This window comes from Paenibacillus sp. NPDC093718 (assembly GCF_050279985.1).
GTDB lineage: Bacteria > Bacillota > Bacilli > Paenibacillales > Paenibacillaceae > Paenibacillus_AQ.
In genome coordinates this window covers 41,054-64,861 of sequence record NZ_JBNNUS010000002.1, presented here as the reverse complement: position 1 = coordinate 64,861, position 23,808 = coordinate 41,054, and the positions used below count along the sequence as shown (strand labels likewise).

Here is a 23,808-nt window from a genome sequence, read left to right as displayed (position 1 = left end):
GAGGAAGGGATGAACTCTCATGAGATTAAGCGTATTAGACCAGGCACCCGTAACAAGCGGAAACACAGCGGAAGGCGCCTTGAATAAAGCGGAAGAGCTGGCTGTCTTGGCAGATGAATTGGGGTACAGCCGAATGTGGATGGCCGAGCATCATGGCGGGAATACCTTTGCCAGCTCCGCACCCGAAGTGACGGCAGCCCGGCTTGCGGCCAAAACCGACCGGATTCGCATCGGCACCGGTGGTGTCATGATGATGCATTATTCCCCCCTTAAACTCGCGGAAGTGTTTAAGACGTTAAGTGCTTTTACCCCGGGAAGGATTGATTTCGGTGTAGGACGAGCGCCAGGCGGTGATACGAGTGCCATGTACGCTTTGTCTGAAGGGCGGCAGCTGATGCTTCATAACATGTATGATAAGCTGGCCGTTACCATGCAACTCCTTCGTGATGAGATCCCGGAAGATGAACTCTACGCCAAGAACGCCGCTGCTCCAACGGGGGTTGCTTTGCCTGAAGTGTGGCTGCTGGGCTCCAGCGGCAATAGTGCGTTAAAAGCGGCTCAGATGGGAGTCGGCTACTCCTTCGCGCAATTCTTTAACGGAGCGATGAGCAACGAAATATTGGATCATTACCGCGATAACTACCAGCCATCCATATTCATGGAAAAGCCTGAGATTAACGTATCCTATATGGTGACGACGGCCGAAACGAAGGAAGAAGCCGAGTATGAAGCGCTGCCGCAGGATATTTTCCGGTTGATGATGAGCAAGGGCCGGATAACGCAGGTGCTGACGCCCGAAGAGGCTCAGAATGTGTCCTTAACGGAAATCGACCGGATGGCTATCCAGGAAGGCCGCAAGATCCATCTTGTGGGAGCGGTAAAGGATATCGCGGCACGCTTACAGGAAGAGCAAGCGCACTACGGTTTCCAGGAAGCCATGATTTGCAGCATTCCGCATTCTCAGGAAAAACGGCTGGAGGTTTACCGACTGCTCGCACGCGAATTGCTGTAATATAAAGTTGATGAGGGGATAGGCGGATGCCTGTCCTTTTTTTTGTAAAGGTGAAATTTCTTTGTCCCTTACGAGTACGAATCTGTTAGAATAGTAAAAAATTAGCTACGTTCAACATTCGCAGCAGTTAGGAGATCATATGCCGTTTACGTTCGCTCATCCTGTCATCACGATGCCTTGGTGGAAGAAGAAATCGCTGCCGGTGTCCGCCCTCATTATCGGGTGAATGGCGCCGGATTTTGAATATTTCCTCCGATTTCGTGCGTCTGGCTTATGGAGCCACGAGGGTCCTGGTATCTTGCTGTTCAACCTTCCCATGATCTTGCTCCTGTACGTTATTTTCGAGACGGTGGTACGACCCGTCCTATTCGTATATTTGCCTTCATGGTTCCCATACCGATGGGAACGGGAAGGGAAGCTGTCGGCCTCTCTTAAAGGTTGGCTTATCGTAACGCTCTTGGGATTGGTGGGCGTTGCCACACACCTGCTATGGGATCAGTTTACGCATAAAGGTGCCTGGATCGTGAATCAGATTCCTTTTCTCACCCATTGGATACATATCGACTCCGTACAAATTCCGGTGTATAAATTATGTCAGCACGGCAGCAGTCTGATCGGGCTGACCCTGATCGTATGGTGGATTCATCGCCATTTATATGTAGCACCAACGCAAAGAGAGCATTCGTATCCGGTTCTGCCTTTTTGGTGTGTATTTGTAGTGATCTATATTCTGGTTATGCTCATGGCCATGATGTCGGTTGTTGATGGTGAAGGGATGACGTTTGTATTACAGCTTATCGTTCCGGCCATCAGCAGCTTCATGCTGGCCCTGTTTGTAACGTGCCTTGTCTTTTGGCGTGCAGCAAGGGGCAAGCAGCAAATCCAGTAATTAGAATCAGAATCGACAGGAGGAACGTTATGGTAACCGTTGAGCAATTCACGCATAAGGGAATCCATTTCTTAAATGAAGATGCACTTGTCATAAACGAGAGAGCCTCCTTGTATGGCGTGTTAGATGGAGTTTCATCCATCGTCCCATACCTCAGCGACAAGAAGAAAACCGGAGGTTACATCGCTGCTCAAGCTGTGAAGAATTACTTCGAATCACTGGACCGGGTTGTACAACTCACGGATCTTGTTGCGGCAGCGAACCAAAAGCTAAGAAAACTTATGCTGCAGGCCAATATCAACATGGAGAAAAAAGATGGGCTTTGGGGCACTGCTCTTGCTCTTGTACGATTTCAAGAGGATCGCGTTGAATTTATTCAGACAGGCGACTGCATGATTCTTGCCGTATACCAAGATGGGGAGGTTCGTCCGTTGACCTGGAGACAAGTCGCTCATTTAGAAGCTCCGGTCATCGCGAGATGGGAGGAAGGCGTGAATATGGGATTATCCAATCAGAAAGATCTCCACGCCACGGTTATTGATCTCATCAGGGAGAATCGCTTTCAGAGTAACACGAATGGAGGCTATGGCGTATTGAACGGAGAAGCCCAGGCTGCCCATTATCTCGAATACGGAAAGATCAACAAGTCACGTTTAAAACACGTGATCTTGTTAACGGATGGTTTATTCTGGCCTGAACGCGATGTCCCGAGTGATCGATCCTATTGGAGTTATATCGCGCAGCGTATACTCGAAAAGGGGCTTGAGCAGTATGCACATGAATTACTTGAGATCGAAGAGGCTGACCCTGAGTGCTTAACCTATGCAAGATTCAAAAAATCCGATGATAAAACAGGCATGGTGCTTCACTTTAACAAACCATAGATGGTCAATTATTTCTGCAGAACCGGCATATATGTCGGGTTCTTTCTTTATTTCGGAATGAAGAGGCACGCTCACATGATGATAAATCTTCCGCGAAACACTGACATATTGTCGTCAGTGTTTCGCTCTTATAATGAGGAAAAATCGAGAGCGAGGTAATCCAATGTCTAACAATCATCAAGATACCATGTACCAAGATTCTGAAATCTCCATCCGCCCCTTTCACATCGACATCCCTCAAAAAGACATTGACGATCTGCGAGCACGTATAGCTCATACTCGGTGGCCTTCCCAATTACCTGGAGGTGAGTGGAATCGTGGGATTCCTGTCGCGTATCTTAAAGATCTGGCGGAGTACTGGCAAAAGGAATACGACTGGCGTGAGTACGAGCAGAAGCTTAACGCGTTTCCTCAATTCATAACGGACATTGAAGGTCAACAGATCCACTTTCTTCATGTACGATCTCCCGAGCCTCATGCGCTACCTCTGATCATCACGCATAGCTGGCCAAACTCCATTGTTGAATTCATGAATATCATCGGACCGCTTAGTAATCCAAGAGCATACGGCAGAGATCCAAGTATGGCATTTCATATCGTGGCACCATCACTTCCCGGGTTCGGATTCTCGGCTTTTCCGGAGCGGACAGATGAGAGACCATGGAGCATCAAACGCGTCGCACGTGATTGGGCCGAATTGATGCGCAGGCTCGGTTATGATCGTTACGGTGCCCATGGCAATGATGCAGGAGCACTAGTTTCCCCCGAGCTGGCTATCCTTGATGCTGAACACATGATTGGTGTGCATATTACAGGAGGACTGGGTATCCCCATGGGAGATCCAAATGAATTGGAGGGGCTAAGCGAGGAAGAATTGGCTGAAGTTGCCTACTTGGCTGAACTGTTTTCCGGTGGGAGTGGTTATGCACCTTATCTGTCCAACCGGCCGCAGACGCTCAGTTATGGATTTAATGACTCGCCGGTGGCTCAACTAGCTTATCTTGTTGAGAGGTTTAAAGAATTTGACGGTTGGCCTATTAATGCGGAAGAGGTTCCGCTAGAGTCCATCCATAAAGATCTGCTCCTCACGAACGCAACGCTATATTGGTTTACGGAGACAGCTGCTTCGTCTTCCTGGACCTATTATGAGGGTGCAGCCGGGATGCCGACAAATCAAATGAAAGTACCGACAGGGGTTTCCCATGGTGGAGGTTCAGCATTCCGGCGTATTGCCGAGGCCAATAACAACATTGTCCACTGGTCGAATCGGAAGAGCGGCAGTCATATGGTTGCCATGGCAGAGCCGAAATCACTCATTGAGGATATTAGCGAATATTTCAGTAAGCTTCGCTGATCTTGTGATTGACTAAAGTCGTAGTCGAGCCACTGGGTGCAAACTTACCGTGAGCACCGGTATCACGAAAACGATATAAGCATGCTTTGCCTAACAACATTTTCATGTCCGATTCATATTTTATGGTAATGGCATGGAAGCGGGAGGTATGCAGCATGGGCCAAGGAACGCAAAGAAAACGCAGACAACAAGCAGCTTCGAAAAAAGCGACGGTTAAACAATTGGCGTTTATTGCAGCTATTCTAGTCTTAATCGCATCAGCGATAGGCCTCTACGTTGCATACGATGACCTGTTTGAGGATGATGATGTGGACGTCATCATCTAATCAAGGATGTTATAAACCAATACCATAAAAAATCATTTATTTCGCTTTATCATATATGACGCGGAATTCCCTTCAAACAAAGGCAGCCGTTCTTGACTATAAGAACAGGCTGCCTTAGTTATGGGTTCTTTTATTATAGAGTGTCAGGAGTCTGCTTCGTCTTTAGTAATAGTTGTTATCGGACTATTATGATGAGGGAGCAGCTTCATGCCGGCGTGATCCAGATGGACTTCGACATGAACGGTTTCCAGAGCGCCTGCATCAATCGGTTGGGCAGAGGACTGATTGATTTTTTTCCAAAGCCGTGGGTCCTTCTTGAACAATACGTGCTCAAAACCGAAGAGGTCCGTTTTTGAAGTTACCCCATTTTTAAACGTAGCCAGAATTTCCTCTCGTACTTCCTTAGCTGCCTGTAATTCCATATCCGTCTTGTTCATATCATCAAGCGCTTCCACGACGTTTCCTGTTAACCTGACGCTAACTTGGTATTTAGGCATGCCGTTAACAATGTTTAGTTTCCTGCGGATTTTAGGGTTGGATAAAACCACGACACCTGCTAGTTCACCACTCTTATTTGTTATCAGGAGGTGTGAACGTTTCGTATCGGCTTCTAGCCATCGCAATCCGGTGAGCTTGTCATCGGTGAATAAGCCTTTCGATCCCCCTTTGGATATAGGAAATACTCCGTTAACCACCAACTTCGGATTTTCTTTTTCGTTTAGGCTCCATGTCTTTTTATCGATCGTGAGATTTGGAAGCAACATCGTCCAGCCTGGTTCTGTCATCAGTGCCATAAAATCAAAATATCGAATGGGTTCAATATAGGATCTCTGTTTATATTCCTCAACAGGTTCATGGGCCAATGTGTTTAATGGAGAAAGGTTGAAAAACGCCGGGATATTCATCAATTGTTCGATCGAATCCTTTGTGCCAAATATCCACGGGGTCATTCGAACCTCCTGATAACGGCCGATGGTATCCAATTTGGTTAGGACATTCGATTTCAATACGTTCTCACTAATGAGAATACATGAGATATGGCTCCAGACCGTTCGTTCCTGGGAAGAATCATAGATGGCATTGATCGCCATGTCCAGGGTTTTGCCCTTTGTTTTGGAAGTCCATATTTGGGAGGGCTTTTCCGCCTTGCCAGATTCGATTTTGGCTACGGATGTGAAATCCATCATCTGAGTGTAAACAACAAAGTCATCCCCCTCTTGATCGATTCCGATGGCAGTGATGTAATTGATGTCTTGTATTTCTTTGATGTCCCAGCAGCCTGTTAACATATTGAGAATGACCGTTAACCACATTAATTTTATGATTCTGACGCAAATTGTCATCTCATGTAGGTTCCCTTTCTTCAGATGTGTCATCTATCGTTTGAAGCATTTGCGGTCGTTTTTTGTTGAAAGCCCAAGGTTTTTTCAATAGGGAACCCATCAGATCTTTGATGGTTAATGGTGACACAGGGGCTAAATACGGAAGACCGAAGGATTCCAACACAGAGAGGTATGCAATGAGACTTAGTATTCCAATGAAGAATCCGAGCATCCCCAGCAAGGAGGACCAGATGAGCACATATAGACGAATAATGCTGACCGTCCCACTTAGCGTCTGATTGACTAAAGTAAAGGTCGCTACCGCGGTGGTTGCAGATACAACCAGCATGGTTGGTGACGTAAGGCCTGCGCGTATGGCGGCATCACCGATAATCAGACCGCCTAAAACTGCGATGGTTTGACCGACTGCTTTGGGCAGCCTGATGCCAGCCTCTCTGAAAAGTTCAAACATACCCAGCATCAATATCATCTCCATTGGGGAGGATAGCGGAAGCCCGAATCTGGACACAGTGACAGTCGCAAGAAGCAGAAAGGGGAGCTGATCCATGTTGTAGCTTGTCAGAGCAATCCAAAATCCCGGTAGCGTAATGGCGAGAAAGAGACCTAGCAGTCTGAGAAGTCGCTCAAAGATTACAAAGTAGTAAGGAAAGTAGGAATCTTCAGGTGTTTTTAATAATTCCATCAAATTGCATGGTGCAATTAACGCCATTGGCGAACCATCCACAAGAATGACGAAACGTCCTCGAAGCAAGCACTCCATTACAAAATCCGGCCTGCCGATGTAGTCCATCAGCGGAAACAGGGAGAGAGTAGAATCGGAGAGTGCTTCCTCCAGTTGGCCGCTGGTTATGAGTGCATCGACATGAATGCCTTTTAATCGCTCTTTAGCCTCGTTGACGACTTCCGGGCGTATGATATCGGAAATATAAAGAAGTGAAACTCGGGTCTGGCTGCGATCTCCGATGATCATTTGTTCATTATGGAGTGTGGCCGTGCGCAGCCTTTTTCGGACGAGTGCCACGTTCGTGGTGATGTCCTCCGTAAAAGCGTCTCTCGCCCCTTTGATGGCCACCTCGGTATTGGATTCATCAGGCTGTCTATTGGGACGCGCGGCGATATTGATGGAATAAAAGCGTTTTTCGGTTGAAAAAAACAGGATCAAGTGTCCTTCAAACAAAAGCTTTACAACGTCCGCATGCTGGTTAATTTCACTCCATTCCATCGATTTATCCAATTCTCTGGCCAGTGGTTCCCAATCTTTGAAGTACTCCAGTTTTTCTTCCAGATCCGGCAGCACGTATTGAGTCATCACCATGGTATCAACCATTCCTTCACTGTAGATCAGCAAAGCAGGAATCGCACTAACCTTCTTTGCCGGGAAGGATTTGATGACAACGTCGGCGGAAGAGGCAAACATGGAACGAAGGGCATTTTCATCCAATGTGTCGAAAGCAGGCTTACGGTCAACTGCAGGTCGGGCTTGTTTTGAATTTCGACGAAACATTCGATTTCGAGGTCTGTGATGTGTCATCCTCTACCCGCCCCCTTTTGTTTTAGGTCTAAATGTGACTACGATCGCAATGAATAGTGTCAGCCCGGATAGGAAGCCAAGGAATGCAAATGAATATTTGCCCAGAACGAATAACTCGATTTGTCTATCGATTACCGGAATTAAAGAGAAGGCAGATAATGCGACCCCGAGCCCTAACAAATACCAAAAGCGTCGCTCGGACTTTTTAAAGGATATAGCATCAGTCATAATAAACAGGAAAAGAGAGATACGGATTAACGTCCCTGAAATCCATTGGTATAGAGCCAGAAAATCGACATGCGTTATATATTTCGTAATCGTGACCAGCATCCACTGCTCGTATGCGGGATATCGGGATTCCATCGCGGGAACAGGACCAAATGTGGCGATCGCTCCCATCAATGGTCCAAGCGTGAGGCCTCCGAGAAGAACGGATAAGATAACAATGGAGAGGTAGTTCATCTTTCGTTTCATATGATGCTGAAGAAAGATCAGCACAATCATCTCCATAAACCCGCCGCCGGCTACGATCATGCTCTTGAGCATAGGGGTGTAGCCTTCTACGAATAGTGGTGTCAACAATGAATAGTCCTTATATTGAAGATTCGACACAGCTACAAAATGGCCCAATACCCACACGATGGGAAGTAAGATTCCGGATATGATGGCTATCGAGCGAATGCCGTTATTTGCCACATATACGCATAACAGAATAATGGCCAGCGAGACGACTGTTTTGGGCGTTTGCGGCAGGTAGGTGACCCGAATCCATGTCGCCGTTTCTCTTAATATGACCATGGACATCCAAAAAAAGTAGAGTGTCATGATACTCACAAATATCCAACCGATGACCGAACCAAAACAATCTTTGAACCAGGCGAATATCGATTGCTGCTGCGTTCGTTTCATGATAAAGAACAAAATGTAGACCCAGCCAATATGCAGGATCATCGTCAACAAGGTGCCCATCCATGCGTCACGGCCAGCGTACTGCAGAATAAGCGGAATCAGGATAACATGATTGGTGATACCCAAGGACAACAGCATGATGAAGTAGACCTCAATCAATGATATCTTTTTGCTAGTGGGCATTATACTAATCTCCATATGAGGGAATACATGCTAATCGATATAGTGAGTATTCACCATTTGCCGCATTTTATGTATAAGGGGAAGACTTCGGTCTCCTGTCGAATGGATGTGGTTTTTGCGATTACCCAAGAAATAATCTGGGGAAATCATCTGGATGCAAACTAGCGAGACAGCGAAATCGGGTGGGCTGTTGTGCGGAGGGAGAGGAAATGTTCTGGTTACGGAGGATGCATGGAGATCATGGAGTCGCGAGTTTCTTACTGCTTCATGAATTAGGAAGTTGAACGCATTTAGTTAATGGTATTAATTAAATTAATTAACCACATTAAATAAATGCAGCGATGAGTGATCGCGAAATCAATTAATGATATTAACTAACTATAATTAATGTCATTAATTAATCTTGCTAAATCCCGTAACCATGGGGTGGGAAAGGATCTCTATTCCATCAAAAAAACATCGCAGATCTCATGATAATCGGACCTGCGATGCCCTTATACATCTGTCACATGTTTAACTGGAAATCATCATTTCTTGATTGGCAAGTTGTAGCTTTCGCGGATCAAGGAGAAATAATGATCGGCGCGAACGACTTTGAATTCTTCCCCGAGCTGTTCGGTCAGGGCCAGCGCATCGGACGGGGTCATGCTCCATGCGAGCATACCGAGCGAGACGAACAATGGTGATTCACCATCCCAATTCGCTTTGGCTTCATTGAGCACCTGCAATCCGTCTTGAACGGTACTGATCCCCCGGATCGTAGACACGGGCAGGCTGTCGCCGATAATTTCAACCCCGTATTTGTCTTCATAACTGATAAATAAACCAGGTACGTTATATTCCTCCTCATAAGCTTTTGCTTTAAACGGCGATAACGGCACATTTTCGCTATCGACTCGGTTCAGTACATAAGGGATTGTCATTCCTGTCTTTTTCATATACTTCTCGGTTTGCTGCAAAAACTCACGGAAGCTTGCGTCAGGCCATGGACTCGGATAGAAGTAACCGGCACCGGAAGGTCCGGCAATGAGCAAATCGTTCTCCGTTGCCGTGTTTAGATAGTAATTCAATATTGCAGGGGCACCTTCATAGAGCAATGGGCTTGAAGTCCAGTTGATCGGAACCTTGCCTCTGGCCGGGTCATCCCACATGACGCGCATGCGATGCTGGTTATACTGAAAGTTGTCGCCCTCCGTAAAGGTATAGGTCACATAAATTTTGTTCTCAAGCGCCGGCTGCGTAGGTGTTTTCGCCAGCTTGAACTTCGGCTTGGTTCCCGAGAAAACGGTCAGATTGCTGAACCAATCGGCTGCCAGCACATAAACGCCGTAACGGGAGGCAATCTCGACCGAGCTGAACTCGCCTTCCACATCATTGCTGAACCAGCCGAGGTAAGGGGTGCCCGGCTCCACATCGGACATGATTTTCTCGAAAAGCGCTTTTTGCTCAGGTACATTGGAATCGAGCCAGAATACCATCGCTTTATTGGCAACGGCGTAATCTCTTAAATAGCCATAGGGCTCCTGCTGCTCTGCAGAAGGCGGACGGATATTCCCCGCCGAAACCTTGTATTGGTTCCACATATCGACTTCAGCGGTCAGTTTCTTAGTTCCCGCAGGAGGGGTGAATTCATATACAAAATAACTGCCGTTATCGGCAAAGCGGTGCCCGCCTGAGCCTTCACTAAACTTGGAGTTTTGCCGATCATAGAGATAAGTCTCTTCTTCAGGCGTTCCTGCGATGAACGACGCTATCTCTTTGTCGTCAGCCTTGATCGTAACTTCATGTACCGCCGGTCCCCAGCCATCCTGGGTGAAAGCATCATCAAAGCGCAGATAAACGGATGCTTCTCCCAAGAGAGAGGAGAGGTCGAGGTTATAAGTATCACGGTTGCTCGCATCCCGCACCTGCTGCTTCTCTTCCGCAATCGTCACGAACGATTCAGGCAGTCCGGAAGGAATACGAATCGCTGTATCCGGATCCAGCCCGATCAGCATCTGATGAGTTGTCTGCTCCCACAGATGCTCATATTGCCAGCTGTATGCTTCAAGCCGATTATCGAATTTGCCGCGAAGATCGTCCAGGATCTTCAAGCCGTATGGAGCATTGGACAATTTGTCGGCCAGCTCAGGGCTAACAACGACCGCATTCTTCAAGCCTGCGAGCGTGGTGGCGACATTAATTGTATCAGGAACTTCCGGATCATAAACAATCATGCCTTTGGCCTCGCTGCGATATGCGGAGAACACGTCCCAATAGTCTTCATGAAGCGTGTAAGGCACATGGATATCGTTAAGCCAGGTCATTTTCCCTTCTTCCTGGGATTCAATCAAATAGATTCGGGGCTGTTCCCTGTTAACGATTCCCTGCAAGGTCCCTAACAACAATTTGATGTCACCTGGTGCATCATAAATATCTGCGACGTCCAGATGCTTAGGCTTCTTGAAACTTGGCAGTTCACGATGATTGGAGCCGTCAGTTTGCGCTGACTGCGGATTCGTTTCCGAAGCATAAGCTGCGCTGGTCGTTAATGAAAAAGCACATAGGATAGCTAAACAGAGAATCGTGAATCTACGAGCCATGGCGAATTCACTCCTTGTTATGATCTGTGGTCAGAAATTAAAGCGTGTGTTCATCCGCAAACATCGATCCTCCTTTTTCGGCCCAATAGCCGGTTAACACTTCGCTTATCAACACATATTTAATATATTCAAGTATGGTTTTACAAGAAGTTCGACAAAACTTCCTATATTTCTTGAAAATCAGGCAATTTAAACATAGGTATATCAGGAGTTTGTCGTTATGTACCGGTGATCGACTCATGCTTGTTTATTGCGCTTGTATGTGTAAGGATATATTATATATTTCAAATATTATGAATGAATTGGTGATGTGATTAGAATGAGTGCAAACGATCGAATTCCGTTGTATCAGCAAATCCAGGACTATATCCGACACGTCATAACAACAGAAAATATGAAGCCAGGTGACCGCATTCCGACAGAGAAGGAGCTGATGGATCAGTTTCATGTCAGTAAAATAACGGTTGCCAATGCCCTAACCGGATTAGCGAATGAGAAATTAATTGCCCGGGTGCCTGGCAAAGGCAGTTTCGTAGCGGAGGAGGCCGATATCTTAACTGCGGGCCAGCCATCAACGACGAACCTTAAGGGAAGAGAGGGGAAGCTGGCCACGGGCATCATTGGCGTGATCATGCCCACCATCCATGATTATTTCGCGATCAGACTGATTGAGGGAATTCAAGCTTCGCTGAATGACGAAGGTTATCGGAGCATGATCATGTTGACCGACGGCAAGCTGCAAAAAGAAAAGGACGCCATCAAAGAATTGAAGGCTCTCGGAGCCGAAGGCCTGTTGATTTTCCCGGTCGACGAGGAAAACTACAACGAGGAAATACTGGGAATGAAGCTTTCCGGGTTTCCTTTTGTGCTGATTGACCGGTACTTGCCTGGTGTCGAAACGCATTATATCGCCGCCGATGGAAGGCGCGGCACGAGACTCGCCGTTGAACATCTATGGGAGCTTGGACACCGGGACATCGCCATATGCTCGGATTCTCCCCTTCAAACCGTCACGGTTCAGGAGCGGATCGAAGGCTACATTGATGCATTAAAGGACAAAGGCGCATTAATCAATCCGGCGCATATGATTACGGATTTCAAACCGCTGAGTGTGCTCAAGGATGCCGAAGCTCATCCATTGTACCGATATATCCGAAATCGCATGGTTACCGCCTATATTTCGCTAAACGGGAGATTGGGCGTACAAATCTATCAGATGGCCAAGCAAGCGGGGCTAAATGTGCCAGAAGACGTTTCGATCGTCAGCTTCGACGATCCGACTTCCATCGTGGAGGAATTCAGCATATTTACCCATGTCAAGCAGTTCGAATGGGAAATGGGATATCAGGCTGCCGGTAAACTGCTCGAAGTATTGCGCGGTCATGGAGAAGTGAAGAGCTACAGCAAATTGCTGATTGAGCCTGAGCTTGTGATCCGCCAAACGTCGGGTCATGTTCCACAAACTTAATAATTACGATAAGAAAGAGCCTTTTCCGTTAACTAACGGAGAGGGCTTTTTTTCATTCTTACTAAAAAACATATTGAATATATTAATATTATATATTATATTCTAGAAAATGATGGATTACCTAGAAGCACAAGTGTATCAAACCTGAGCAGGGAGGTTTAGAACGTGCCAAAAGATCGCAGAGAAGAGCGAACCGGGTTTCAGGAATCGGCTCCGTATCATCCCGACTATGATCTTCAGACTGATTTTGTGATGGTCTACGGAATTGATGAAACGATGCCGGAGCGCATTCAGAATTGGAAGGACAAAGGATATGTCGTCCATCTGATGACTGGAGTCGCATGGGGAACATACAACAACTACCTGGACGGGGAGGTTGACGGCTTATCACATTGGGATGAAGCACAGACCGATCGTCACGGAGAGATGATCCTGCATGGCAAACAACCGGTTATTCCTTACATGGTGCCAACGATTTCCTTTGGGCGCTATCTAGCGGATCGAATTCGCGTCGCAGTTGATGCGGGCGTAGAGGCCATTCATCTGGAAGAGCCTGAATTCTGGGTAAATGGCGGTTATTCGGAAGCTTTTAAGCGGGAATGGCTTCTGTATTACAAAGAGCCATGGATGCCGCCGCACGCTTCCCCTGACGCCCAATACCGGGCTTCCAAATTGAAAGCGTATTTATACACACGCGTGCTGGACCGGTTATGTGCAGAGATGAAGGATTACGCGCTGCATCGTTACGGCCGAGTCCTTCGCTTTTACGTTCCGACTCATAGCCTGATCAACTACACGCAGTGGCGAATCGTCAGCCCGCAATCCGGGCTTGTAGAGCTTCCATCCATTGACGGGTACATTGCACAGATCTGGACGGGTACATCCCGAACGCCGAATGTGTATGAAGGACTGCGCAAGGAACGGACGTTTGAAACCGCTTACCTTGAATATGGCGTGATGCAGGAGCTGGTCCGCGGAACCGACAGACGCATGTGGTTCTTGCATGATCCGATTGAAGATAACCCGAACCACACTTGGGCGGATTACAAACAGAATTACTTAAAGACCGTTGTCGCCTCACTGCTGCATCCCGGAGTGGCCCATTACGAAGTTTCACCCTGGCCGCGAAGAATCTTTAAAGGAACTTATCCATCTGAAGACGGCTCGGGTAAGGAGTCCATCCCGTCTGACTATGCAACGACGCTTCTCCAGGTCATGCACACGCTGGGCAACATGGACCAGGAAGTGATCGAATCGGCAGAAGATGACTTGCAGGTTGGCGTTCTTATTGCCGACTCCGCGATGTTTCAGCGGATGAAGCCGGAACCGGAAGCGCCCGATGCCGGTAAATACGACGGTACGGACCCTGAAGGATTTCAGGCGGAAGGGGACACGGAGCTTCTCGAATTTTCCCCTTTCTACGGTCTGTCGCTGCCGCTGCTGAAACATGGAATCCCGGTTCGTCCGCTTCAGCTGGATAATGTAAGGCGGTATCCGGGTTATTTGGCTCCATACCGCGTGCTGGTTCTGAGCTATGAATTTATCAAACCGGAGTATCCGGACATTCACAATGCTCTTGCCCAGTGGGTGCAGGATGGCGGGGCTTTGATCTATGTTGGCGATGACAGGGACCCGTATCATGGCATTCGTTCATGGTGGAACCATGATCACAAGGATGAACCGTTTGGCTCGAAGTATAATTCGCCGCGGGAGCATCTGTTCGAGCAGCTTGGCCTGAAAGGGAAAGCGGAAGGCATCCATCCGGCAGGGAAAGGAATCTTGTGCTGGTTGGATCAACATCCGGCTGAATTCACCTTGTCCAAAGCGGGGGCGGATCGGCTACGGCACGCCGTCCAAGCGACGCTGGAAGCACTTCACGGCGCAGAACGACCGTGGAATTTCAAACATTATTTCAAGCTCAAGCGTGGCCCTTATCTGATCGCCTCGGTTCTGGAAGAATCGATCTCCGCAGAGCCGTTGAATATCTCGGGCCCGATTGTGGACTTGTTCGATTCGAAGCTATCCGTTCTGGATCAGGTTACGTTAAGCCCCGGGAAACAAGCGCTGCTCTATGATGTTGAGGCCGGACGTCCTTCGGACGGCAAGGTATCCGTCATTGCCGCTTCCTCCCGAATCGAGGATCTTGTCCAGACGGAATCAGGCTTCCGATTCATTGCGAGAGGGCCGTCCAATCTGCAGGCAAGCGCGAGATTGTATTGCCCATTTGAGCCGATATCTGTTCAATACGTTATTCAGGATCAAGCCGTACCTGCTGGATGGGTATGGGATCCGCAGTCGCTGACCGTGCTGCTGCAGTATGAACATGGCGGCGTGAACCATGCAGAGATCCAGGTGGATTGGACAGCAAGCGAAGTGCATAACTGAATCTGCTGCCGATTGACGCACTTGAAAGGAGCAAATCATCATGCCATACGAACCGATAAGGCCGGAACGGCTAAAACAAATGTTAAACCGTCTTCGGGAAGCGATATATGAGCCGGTTGCCGAGTTGGAAGTGAAGGCATGGGTTACGCCCGAGCCCGTATCGTTCACGGATCGAATGACGGGTACGCCAATGACGCTTGTCCAAGGAGAACGTTGGGGCAACTTGTGGGACTGTGCCTGGTTTCGATTTACCGGCAGCCTTCCGAAAAATAGTCGTAAGGAAGACCTCGTCCTTTTATTGGACATTAACGGCGAGTTGTGTCTGGTGGACCGGGAAGGATCGCCGGTCCAGGGGTTGACTACCGTGAATTCGGAATTCGATTTTTCATTAGGACTCCCCGGCAAGCGTGTTGTCCGCCTTCATGACATGTACATGAGCGGATCTGACATTGAAGTATGGGCAGATGCAGGCAATAACGATCTCTTCGGCAAATACCAGGGAGGCACTTTGAAAGAGGCTGTCATCGCAATCTGCCGGGAAGACATTCGAGGTCTCTATTACGATGTCGAAGTTCTCTTGGAAGCTGCCGAGCAGCTCCCTGTCGGAACCGCACGCAAAGAGAGAATCTACCAGGCCCTCTATGACGTATCACTGATGCTAACGGAATTCTCACCGGAGCAGGTTAATCAAGCGAAGAAGCAATTGGATAAACAATTAAGCTTGCAGGGAGGCGATATGGTCTTAACGATCAGCGCGGTGGGTCATGCGCATATCGACCTGGCCTGGTTGTGGCCAATCCGCGAAACGATCCGAAAAGGAGCCAGGACGTTCTCGACCGCGCTGCGCATGATGGAACGCTATCCGGAGTATATATTCGGCGCAAGCCAGCCCCAGCTGTACGACTGGATGAAGTTGCATTATCCGGCGTTATATGAACAGATCAAGGAGCGGGTCCGCGAAGGCAGATGGGAGCCGCAGGGGGCCATGTGGGTGGAGTCGGATACCAATGTGCCGGGCGGCGAATCTCTGGTGCGCCAGATCCTGTACGGCAAGCGGTATTTTCAGCAGGAATTCGGTTTGGAGATGAAATCGCTCTGGATGCCGGATGTTTTCGGTTACTCCGCTAGCCTGCCGCAGCTGCTCAAGAAGTCGGGCGTGGATTACATGATGACCCAGAAGCTCTCCTGGAGCGAGTATAATCGACACCCTCATCATTCCTTTCTATGGGAAGGGATTGATGGTTCCGCCGTATTAACGCATATGCCGCCTGAAGATACATACAACAGCCCGGCAGCCCCGCGTTCCATCGCCAAAGCGGAGCGGGAATATTTAGATAAAAATGTATCCAGCCATGCCCTGATGCTCTTTGGCATTGGGGACGGCGGCGGCGGTCCGGGCGAAGAGCATTTGGAGCGGCTGGCTCGCGAGAAGAACCTGCTCGGCCTGTCCCCCGTCATACAGGAGCCCTCATGGAAGTTCTTTGAGCGATTGAATGAAGAACGCGAGTCATTCCAGACATGGCGCGGTGAGCTTTATCTGGAGAAGCATCAAGGAACCCTGACCAGCCAGGCGCGAAGCAAGCGGTACAACCGGAAGATGGAGAAGGCGCTGCGCGAGCTGGAGTTTGCTTCCGTGCTGGCTGCCTGGTTAGGCAGGACATATCCATCCGAAACGCTGGAGACGATCTGGAAGGAAGTCCTGCTGTATCAATTCCACGATATTCTTCCGGGATCTTCAATTAAGCGGGTGTACGATGAGTCGTTAGAGAGGTATGAGAAGCTCCTATCACAAACGGAAGCCATGATTGCCGAAACCTACCGCTATCTGGCAGACCACATTTCACACGATGCCGAGGCTTCTCCTGGAACTGTCGTATTCAATTCGCTGCCTTGGGAACGCCGGGAGTGGCTGCGCGCGAATGGACGATGGTATAACGTGTTGGTTCCATCAATGGGCTACGCTGTCATATCGGATGTCGCCGATGCTGGAGCTGAAGATGAAGTGGCGTCAGGTATCGAAATGCTTCCGGAAACACAGGGTGCGGAATTAGACGTTACCGTTTCGGAACGAAGCCTGGAGAACGACAAGTTGATCGTGAAGTTTGATCAAAATGGAGGCATTCTATCCATCCTGGATAAGGCGGAAGCTCGCGAAGTTATTCAGCAAGGCCACTCGGGTAACGATCTTCGCGTGTATCATGACGACGGAGATGCATGGGATTTCCGTCATGACTATTCGGCGAATCCGGGGAAGCCGTTAAATCTCCTTCGCATTCAGGAACTGCGGGACGGCCCGCAAATCGGGCTGGTCTTCGAGTACGCTTATGGGGAATCTACGCTGACCCAGACCGTTGTGCTGACGGAGGGCAGCCGGCGCATCGATTTCGAGACGGACGTCGATTGGAGAGAGAACGGCAGGATGTTAAGAACGTCGTTCCCCCTTAATATACGCACGGATCAGGTCCACTGCGAAATCCAGTTCGGCAGTCTGAGCAGACCGACCCACCGCAATACGATGTGGGATTTTGCGAAGGATGAGATCTGCGCTCATCAATGGGTTGATTTATCGGAGCCGGATTATGGTGTCGCGCTGCTCAATGATTGCAAATACGGCCATCGGGCGATCCATAACGTGTTGGATCTCCATTTGCTCCGCAGCAGCTCTTATCCGGATCCGGATGCAGACCGTGCGGAGCACCGATTCACCTATTCGTTATATCCGCATCAAGGGAACCATGTGCAAGCCGAAATCTATCGACGAGGCAATGAGCTGAATATCCCGCTTCGTACGATTTCCTTGGCTTCCATGCCTGATAAAGAGACAGGAAAGCTCCTGTCATCCCAAGCATTTCTGCGGCCGGATCATCCAAACATTATGGTGGAATCCGTCAAGAAAGCCGAGGATGGTGACGACATCATCATTCGTCTGTATGAAACATCGGGAACACATGCCAACACGGCAATTCATTTCGGATTTGAAGCGGCCGAAGCCTGGACTGCGGATCTGATGGAAAACATCCTTACTGCGCTGCCGATTGACAAAACATCCAACACCATTGCGCTATCCTTCACGCCGTTTGAAATTATCACCCTTCGTTTGAGATTCCGTTAATATAACCGGGGCGGACAATCCGCCCCACTGAAAGGAGAGGTGGGAATGTGAGCAAGTCACGATTAACCAACAACCGATTCATGAAACGAATCTGGCAGCACAAGCTCTTTTACTTGTTCATGCTGCCAGGCATCGTCTGGTTTTTTCTATTCTCTTACGTGCCCTTATACGGAATTCAAGTTGCTTTCCGGGACTATACCTTCGTTGGCGGATTCACCGGGAGTCCCTGGGCAGGATTCAAGTATTTTGAACAATTCTTCAATTACTATCAGTCTGGTGACATCATTCGCAACACGGTCATCATCAGTCTCATGAAGCTGCTGATCGGATTTCCGATGCCGATCGTGCTTGCGCTCCTGTTAAATGAAGTTCGGAAGATGAAATTCAAGAAGACGATTCAAACTCTTTCTTATTTGCCTTATTTTGTATCCTGGATCGTGGTTGTCACGCTCATGCAGCGTTTACTGACTCCGTATGGCGGTCCGGTCAATGACTTGCTGGGATCGTTCGGGGTCGAATCGATCCAGTTCCTGAACAATCCTACCTGGTTCTATCAGATGATTGTCGGGTCCGATATCTGGAAGAACATCGGCTGGAATTCGATTATCTTCATGGCCGCCATTGCGGGTATCGATCAGCAGCTCTACGAAGCTGCCAAGATCGATGGCGCAGGACGCTTCAAGCAGATGTGGCATGTGACACTTCCTGGTATACGCAATGTGGCCATCATCTTATTTATTCTCGCCGTGGGGAATCTGATGAGCGCCGGTTATGAACAGCTCCTACTCCTGAATGGTCCTGCGACTGCCAGTATGGGCAGCGTGCTGGACGTTCACGCCATCAATTCCGGTATCCGGGAAGGGCGTCTCAGTTACGCCGCAGCGGTCGGACTTTTCCAAAGCATTATCGGGCTCATCTTGGTTCTGACCGTCAATCGCATCGCCCGCAAAGTCAGTGATGTATCCCTGTTCTAAGGAGGTGACGTAATGAAACGTAAATGGTCTTTTTTCTCGATGTTCAATTACACCGTTCTCGCCATCATCGGATTTTCGATGATCTATCCGTTTATTTACATTTTGGCGTATTCCCTTAACGACGGGAAGGATTCGATGATGGGGGCGATTTATTTTTTGCCCCGTAAATTCACGCTGGAGAACTACGCCCAGGTATTCGACAACGCTCGCATCTGGAAGGCGTACCAAATTACGCTCATGCGCACCGTGCTGGGTACATTCCTGCATGTCGTGCTGTGTACGCTCATGGCCTATGCGCTTTCCAAAAAGACATTGCCGGGCCGCTCCTTTTTCACCTTTTACATCTTTTTACCGACGATTTTCAGTGCCGGGTTCATCCCGTTCTTCATCACGCTGCAAAAGCTGCATCTGATCAACAGCTTTTGGGTGTATGTTCTGCCGATGCTGTTCAATTTCATGCATATCGTCATTATCCGAACCTTCCTGCAAGGTATACCCGAGGAGTTGGAGGAGTCTGCCCGCATTGACGGGTACGGCGATTTTCAAATCTTCGTGCGGATTATACTGCCGCTATCGGGACCGGTGCTTGCCACCATCTCCTTGTTCATCGGCGTTGCCCATTGGAATGATTGGTTCTCGGGTGCATACTACGTATCCAATAAAGATTTGATACCGGTGCAGACCCTCTTGCAAGAAATGCTGACGGAAGCTGAAGCGCTGTCGAATTCGATGCAGCGTGCCGCGCAGCAGGGCGGACAGACGATTGGCGGAACCAGCGGTGCTGGCGCAACGCCGGAATCGCTCCGGATGGCCTTGCTTGTCATTACAGTTTTCCCGATCTTGTGCATTTATCCGTTCCTGCAGCGATATTTCGTAAAGGGGGTTATGATCGGTTCAGTTAAAGGTTAGGTCATTCTGACCGGAATTTGTCCAAAGCTTTACCAAGATCATTGATATCCATATTCCAGGAGGCGATTGGTTTGAAGAGGATTTGGTCGAAAGGCGTATCCGCATTGCTCGTGTCCATCATGGTTGGAGGCTTGCTGATCAGCTGCACGAATTCATCAGGGAACGGAGATAACGGAGAAGGGGCAGAAGGAGAGAAATCATACAAACTCAAAATACTTCACAATTGGAATGGTTCCAACGGCTCTGATGCCATGACACCCGTGGAGGAAGTAATCAAGGAGAAGACCGGCGTTACCCTCGAGTGGGAATATACGAAAGGCAGTGAGACGGAGAAGGTAAACCAAATCTTCGCCACGCAGGATTTGCCGGACATTTATACCGGGCCAGCCTGGGGCGGGGAATTGGATGGCATCATTAAGGCTGCCAAAGAGGGACAATTGGTGGATATATCGGACAAGCTGAAGGATTATCCGAACCTGTCCAAATCGATTGCGGAAGAAAATGTGCCGCCGGCATTATATGAGAAAGCGATTGATGCCTACAACGGCAAAAAATATTTGCTGCTGCAAAATCAGCCGGCCACGAACGAAGACGGCATGGATTGGCTTTATGGTTTCTATGTGCGCAAAGACATCGCCGAGAAAGTCGGCGTCGATCCGCAATCCGTTGTGACGAAGGACGATTTCTATAACTTCCTCAAAAAAATCAAGGATGCCAACCTGCAGGAGAATGGCCAGCCGGTTTTTCCGCTGGGCGGTTTCAGTAACGGCTGGGCCGTTGGCATCGGCAACACCATGTTTTATTCCGGAGCGAGTTACGTCGACAAAGGCGACGGCACGGTTGAACATAACTTCTTCACCAAGGGCTACGAAGAATACACGCTGTTTTATCGAAAGCTCGTTGAAGAGGGGCTGATGGATCCTGAAGCCTTCACCCAGACAGACCCGATTGCCAAGGAAAAAATCAATCAAGGCCGCATCGCCATCCTGGCCGCGCACTATCCGGCCATTTTGGATGCTTCCAAGGAGTATGTCTCCTCGCATCCGGGCAGCGACTACATTCCGCTCGGCCCGTTGGAGCGCGCTGACGTTGAGCCGGACAGGCCCGTCGATCTGGGAATTCAGGGAAATAATGTGACGGCCATCACGAAGAATTGCAAAGGCGCTTGTGTCGACGCAGCGCTGAAGTTCCTGGACTTCATGGCCTCGGACGAAGGGTTCATGCTGGCGAGATACGGCGTTCAGGGCGTTCACTGGGACATGAAAGACGGCAAGCCGGTTGCCAACCAGGAATGGTTTGACAAATTCAGCACGGACACCAACATGAAGCTGCGGAAGAATGAAGGCATCAGCATCGGTCTGGAATCGCTGACAGGGCTTGACCGCATCAATTCCGCTGCGGGAGGAGACATCTGGGCGGAACAAGAAAGGCTTGAAGCGATGGAGAATGCTCGCAAAATCCTTCGTCCGAACGGTATTCACGTAATTACCGCTTATAACCCGGGCGATGTTATTACGAAGGCGCCTGAATGGGAAATGCTGAAGCCTTCGATGGATCGAATGGGCGATGCCTGGAAGGAAGCGGTATTTGCCAAATCGGATGAAGCGGCGATGAGCATTATCAACGAACTGAGGGAACAGCTCCGCAAGACCGGATACGATAAGGCGATGCAGTTCACAAACGAAAATCTGAAGGGGAAAGAAGTCGTGACCGTTCAGATGCCGAACTGATATATCCATCATCAAGGGGGGCCGGTAATTGGAAAGGCTTCGCATGACTTTGGCAATCAAGGAAGCGAAGCCTTTTTCGCTCTCCCAGCTTTTGTTTCCAAATCGCAAGGAAATCCAGGCAGCTTGAAGAATAAAGAAGACATGAAGGAGTTGAAGTCAGATGACAACGAAATTCAGACCTCCATCCGTACCCCTGGTCACCGTAGATCCTTATTTCAGCGTGTGGTCCGCTACGGATCATCTCTACGATGATCATACCCGGCATTGGACGAACAAGATTCAGGGCATGACAGGACTAGCCATCATTGATGGCGCGCCAAGACGATTTATGGGAAAAGTTATCACGCAGGATCTGTCAGAACGACTTGAGCCTGAAGCGCTTGAGCAAACCGATCTAACGGTTGAGCCGGTAACTACCCGTTATACGTTTCAAGGGGAAGGTATTGAGCTTCAAGTTGAGTTCACCACGCCTTTATTATTGAATGATCTTGATCTGTTGTCCCGGCCTGTAACGTATGTGACAGTTCAGGTTCGTTCGGTGGATGGGCGCGAACATAATGTAAAGCTCTACTTCGATGTCACAGGCGAATGGTGCGTGCATACACCGGAACAGCAAGTGACCTGGGAGCATCGCGTTATCGATGGACAATTGAATATGATGTCGATGGGTACTGTCGAACAGCCGATCCTGCAGCTTGCCGGAGATGATACAAGAATCGATTGGGGATATATGGTCCTGGCTGTTCCCCGTACGGAACGTATCCAGACGGTGATTCATTCTGTGTCGAGCCGTGAGTTATATGTACAAACCGGTCAATTACCTCCGGAAGATGATCAGCAGAAGCCGCGGGCCGTATCCAATCATACCCCCGTTATGGCAGCCGAAATCGATCTGGGCCCAGTACGGGATGAATGGGTATCTGAGTATCTGATGCTTGCGTATGACGATATTCATGCCATCGAATATTTCAACCAGCCGCTGGATGCTTACTGGAAGCGAAACGAATTGACGTTCCATGACATGTTGTTACAGTCCGCCGCTCAATATGAAGACATCATGTTGCAATGTGAGAGCTTCAATCGCGAGCTGATGGCGGAGAGCCTTGCCGCAGGCGGTGAAAAATACCGGGATATCTTGGCTTTGACGTATCGACAGGCGGTAGCCGCGCATAAATTGGTAGCCGATGGAGCGGGGCATGTGTTGCTTTTTTCCAAGGAGAATTTCAGCAACGGATGCATCGCGACGGTCGATGTCAGTTATCCGTCGATTCCATTGTTCCTGAGATACAATCCTGAATTGGTCAAGGGGATGATGCGTCCGATTTATAAGTATGCCATGAGCCCTGATTGGCCGTTCGATTTTGCGCCTCATGACGTGGGAACGTACCCGAAAGCCAATGGTCAGGTGTATGGCGAGAACAAGCTGGAATACCAGATGCCGATCGAGGAATGCGGGAATATGCTCCTAATGGCTGCCGCGATATGCAAATATGAAGGAAATACGGATTTTGCCAGGGAGCACTGGGAACCCCTTACCACATGGGCAGGGTATTTGCTAAAGAATGGACTCGATCCGGACAATCAGCTGTGCACGGATGACTTCGCCGGACATTTGGCGCACAATGCCAATCTGTCCATCAAGGCGATCTTGGGCATTGCTGCATACTCCTACATGTGTGATCGGCTCGGTCTCCAGGGAGGTGCAGCTTATCTCGAAGCCGCACAGAATATGGCGAATGAGTGGATGTCCATGGCTGATGCAGGTGATCATTATAAGCTTACGTTCGACAGCGGCAACGATACCTGGAGCATGAAATACAATTTGGTGTGGGATCGCCTGCTGGAATTAAACCTGTTTCCAAAAGAAGTTGCTGCCCAAGAGCTGGAATATTATAAGTTGAGACAGAATCGTTACGGCCTTCCGCTGGATAGCCGCGATACGTATACAAAAGCGGATTGGCTGGTATGGTGTGCCTCCATGAGTGCCAAGCAATCCCAGTTTGAAGCCATGATTGCGCCCTTATGGGATTTCATGAACGAAACCTCTGCTCGCGTTCCGGTGACCGATTGGTATGACACGATTAGCGGCAAACAGATGAACTTCCAGAATCGCTCCGTTGTCGGTGGGTTTTTCATCCAGTTGCTTATGTCCCGGTCTGAAATTAATTCGTGATAAGATAGGTGATGCATGTTGAATAACGTTAATGTTCAGGAAGA

15 protein-coding genes and 1 pseudogene are annotated in these 23,808 nt (G+C 49.0%); 12 read left to right on the top strand and 4 right to left on the bottom strand.

Going from position 1 to position 23,808, the window contains the following annotated elements:
- The first annotated feature begins 19 nt into the window (after positions 1-19).
- The 5 genes and pseudogenes from ACQKPA_RS06155 to ACQKPA_RS06135 all read left to right on the top strand — a co-directional run bounded on the left by ACQKPA_RS06155 (position 20) and on the right by ACQKPA_RS06135 (position 4,465).
- Positions 20-1,012 (top strand): LLM class flavin-dependent oxidoreductase, encoded by a 993-nt coding sequence (locus ACQKPA_RS06155; RefSeq protein WP_427490384.1) that lies wholly within the window; start codon positions 20-22, stop codon positions 1,010-1,012.
- Positions 1,013-1,151: 139 nt separating this feature from the next.
- A pseudogene (locus ACQKPA_RS06150) lies at positions 1,152-1,901 on the top strand (DUF4184 family protein).
- 29 nt (positions 1,902-1,930) lie between these two features.
- Positions 1,931-2,785, top strand: coding sequence for a protein phosphatase 2C domain-containing protein (locus ACQKPA_RS06145; protein WP_427490382.1), 855 nt, complete (start codon positions 1,931-1,933; stop codon positions 2,783-2,785).
- 163 nt (positions 2,786-2,948) lie between these two features.
- Positions 2,949-4,139 (top strand): epoxide hydrolase family protein, encoded by a 1,191-nt coding sequence (locus ACQKPA_RS06140; RefSeq protein WP_427490380.1) that lies wholly within the window; start codon positions 2,949-2,951, stop codon positions 4,137-4,139.
- A gap of 155 nt (positions 4,140-4,294) precedes the next feature.
- Positions 4,295-4,465, top strand: coding sequence for a hypothetical protein (locus ACQKPA_RS06135; RefSeq protein ID WP_194542573.1), 171 nt, complete (start codon positions 4,295-4,297; stop codon positions 4,463-4,465).
- A gap of 143 nt (positions 4,466-4,608) precedes the next feature.
- On the opposite strand, the gene ACQKPA_RS06130 is transcribed toward ACQKPA_RS06135, so the two are convergent.
- The 4 genes from ACQKPA_RS06130 to ACQKPA_RS06115 all read right to left on the bottom strand — a co-directional run bounded on the left by ACQKPA_RS06130 (position 4,609) and on the right by ACQKPA_RS06115 (position 11,013).
- Positions 4,609-5,841 (bottom strand): Ger(x)C family spore germination protein, encoded by a 1,233-nt coding sequence (locus ACQKPA_RS06130; protein WP_427490377.1) that lies wholly within the window; start codon positions 5,839-5,841, stop codon positions 4,609-4,611.
- Complete coding sequence (locus tag ACQKPA_RS06125; RefSeq protein WP_427490373.1) at positions 5,810-7,339, bottom strand: spore germination protein; 1,530 nt, start codon at positions 7,337-7,339, stop codon at positions 5,810-5,812. Before ACQKPA_RS06125 ends, ACQKPA_RS06130 begins: the two co-directional genes overlap by 32 nt.
- A gap of 3 nt (positions 7,340-7,342) precedes the next feature.
- A complete protein-coding gene (locus ACQKPA_RS06120) occupies positions 7,343-8,431 on the bottom strand; it encodes a GerAB/ArcD/ProY family transporter (RefSeq protein WP_427490371.1) in 1,089 nt (362 codons plus the stop codon).
- A 527-nt stretch (positions 8,432-8,958) separates the two neighbouring features.
- The gene (locus ACQKPA_RS06115; protein ID WP_427490369.1) at positions 8,959-11,013 is read right to left on the bottom strand and encodes a GxGYxYP domain-containing protein; all 2,055 of its coding nucleotides are present in this window, start codon (positions 11,011-11,013) and stop codon (positions 8,959-8,961) included.
- Between the two features lie 319 nt (positions 11,014-11,332).
- Between ACQKPA_RS06115 and ACQKPA_RS06110 the strand changes: the two genes are divergently transcribed.
- The 7 genes from ACQKPA_RS06110 (at position 11,333) to ACQKPA_RS06080 (ending at position 23,764) form a co-directional block, all read left to right on the top strand.
- On the top strand, positions 11,333-12,481 hold the full coding sequence (locus tag ACQKPA_RS06110; protein ID WP_427490367.1) for a GntR family transcriptional regulator: 1,149 nt from the start codon (positions 11,333-11,335) through the stop codon (positions 12,479-12,481).
- Positions 12,482-12,646: 165 nt separating this feature from the next.
- Positions 12,647-14,866 (top strand): hypothetical protein, encoded by a 2,220-nt coding sequence (locus ACQKPA_RS06105; RefSeq protein ID WP_427490365.1) that lies wholly within the window; start codon positions 12,647-12,649, stop codon positions 14,864-14,866.
- 40 nt (positions 14,867-14,906) lie between these two features.
- Entirely contained in the window at positions 14,907-17,978 is a 3,072-nt protein-coding gene (locus ACQKPA_RS06100) for an alpha-mannosidase (protein WP_427490363.1), read from the top strand.
- Positions 17,979-18,025: 47 nt separating this feature from the next.
- Positions 18,026-18,952 carry an ABC transporter permease gene (locus tag ACQKPA_RS06095; RefSeq protein ID WP_074961845.1) on the top strand — a complete coding sequence of 309 codons (927 nt, stop codon included), beginning with the start codon at positions 18,026-18,028 and terminating at the stop codon, positions 18,950-18,952.
- A gap of 12 nt (positions 18,953-18,964) precedes the next feature.
- Entirely contained in the window at positions 18,965-19,861 is an 897-nt protein-coding gene (locus ACQKPA_RS06090) for a carbohydrate ABC transporter permease (protein ID WP_071220677.1), read from the top strand.
- A 71-nt stretch (positions 19,862-19,932) separates the two neighbouring features.
- The gene (locus ACQKPA_RS06085; RefSeq protein WP_427490360.1) at positions 19,933-21,591 is read left to right on the top strand and encodes an extracellular solute-binding protein; all 1,659 of its coding nucleotides are present in this window, start codon (positions 19,933-19,935) and stop codon (positions 21,589-21,591) included.
- A 160-nt stretch (positions 21,592-21,751) separates the two neighbouring features.
- A complete protein-coding gene (locus tag ACQKPA_RS06080) occupies positions 21,752-23,764 on the top strand; it encodes a glutaminase domain-containing protein (RefSeq protein ID WP_427490358.1) in 2,013 nt (670 codons plus the stop codon).
- Positions 23,765-23,808: the final 44 nt, after the last annotated feature.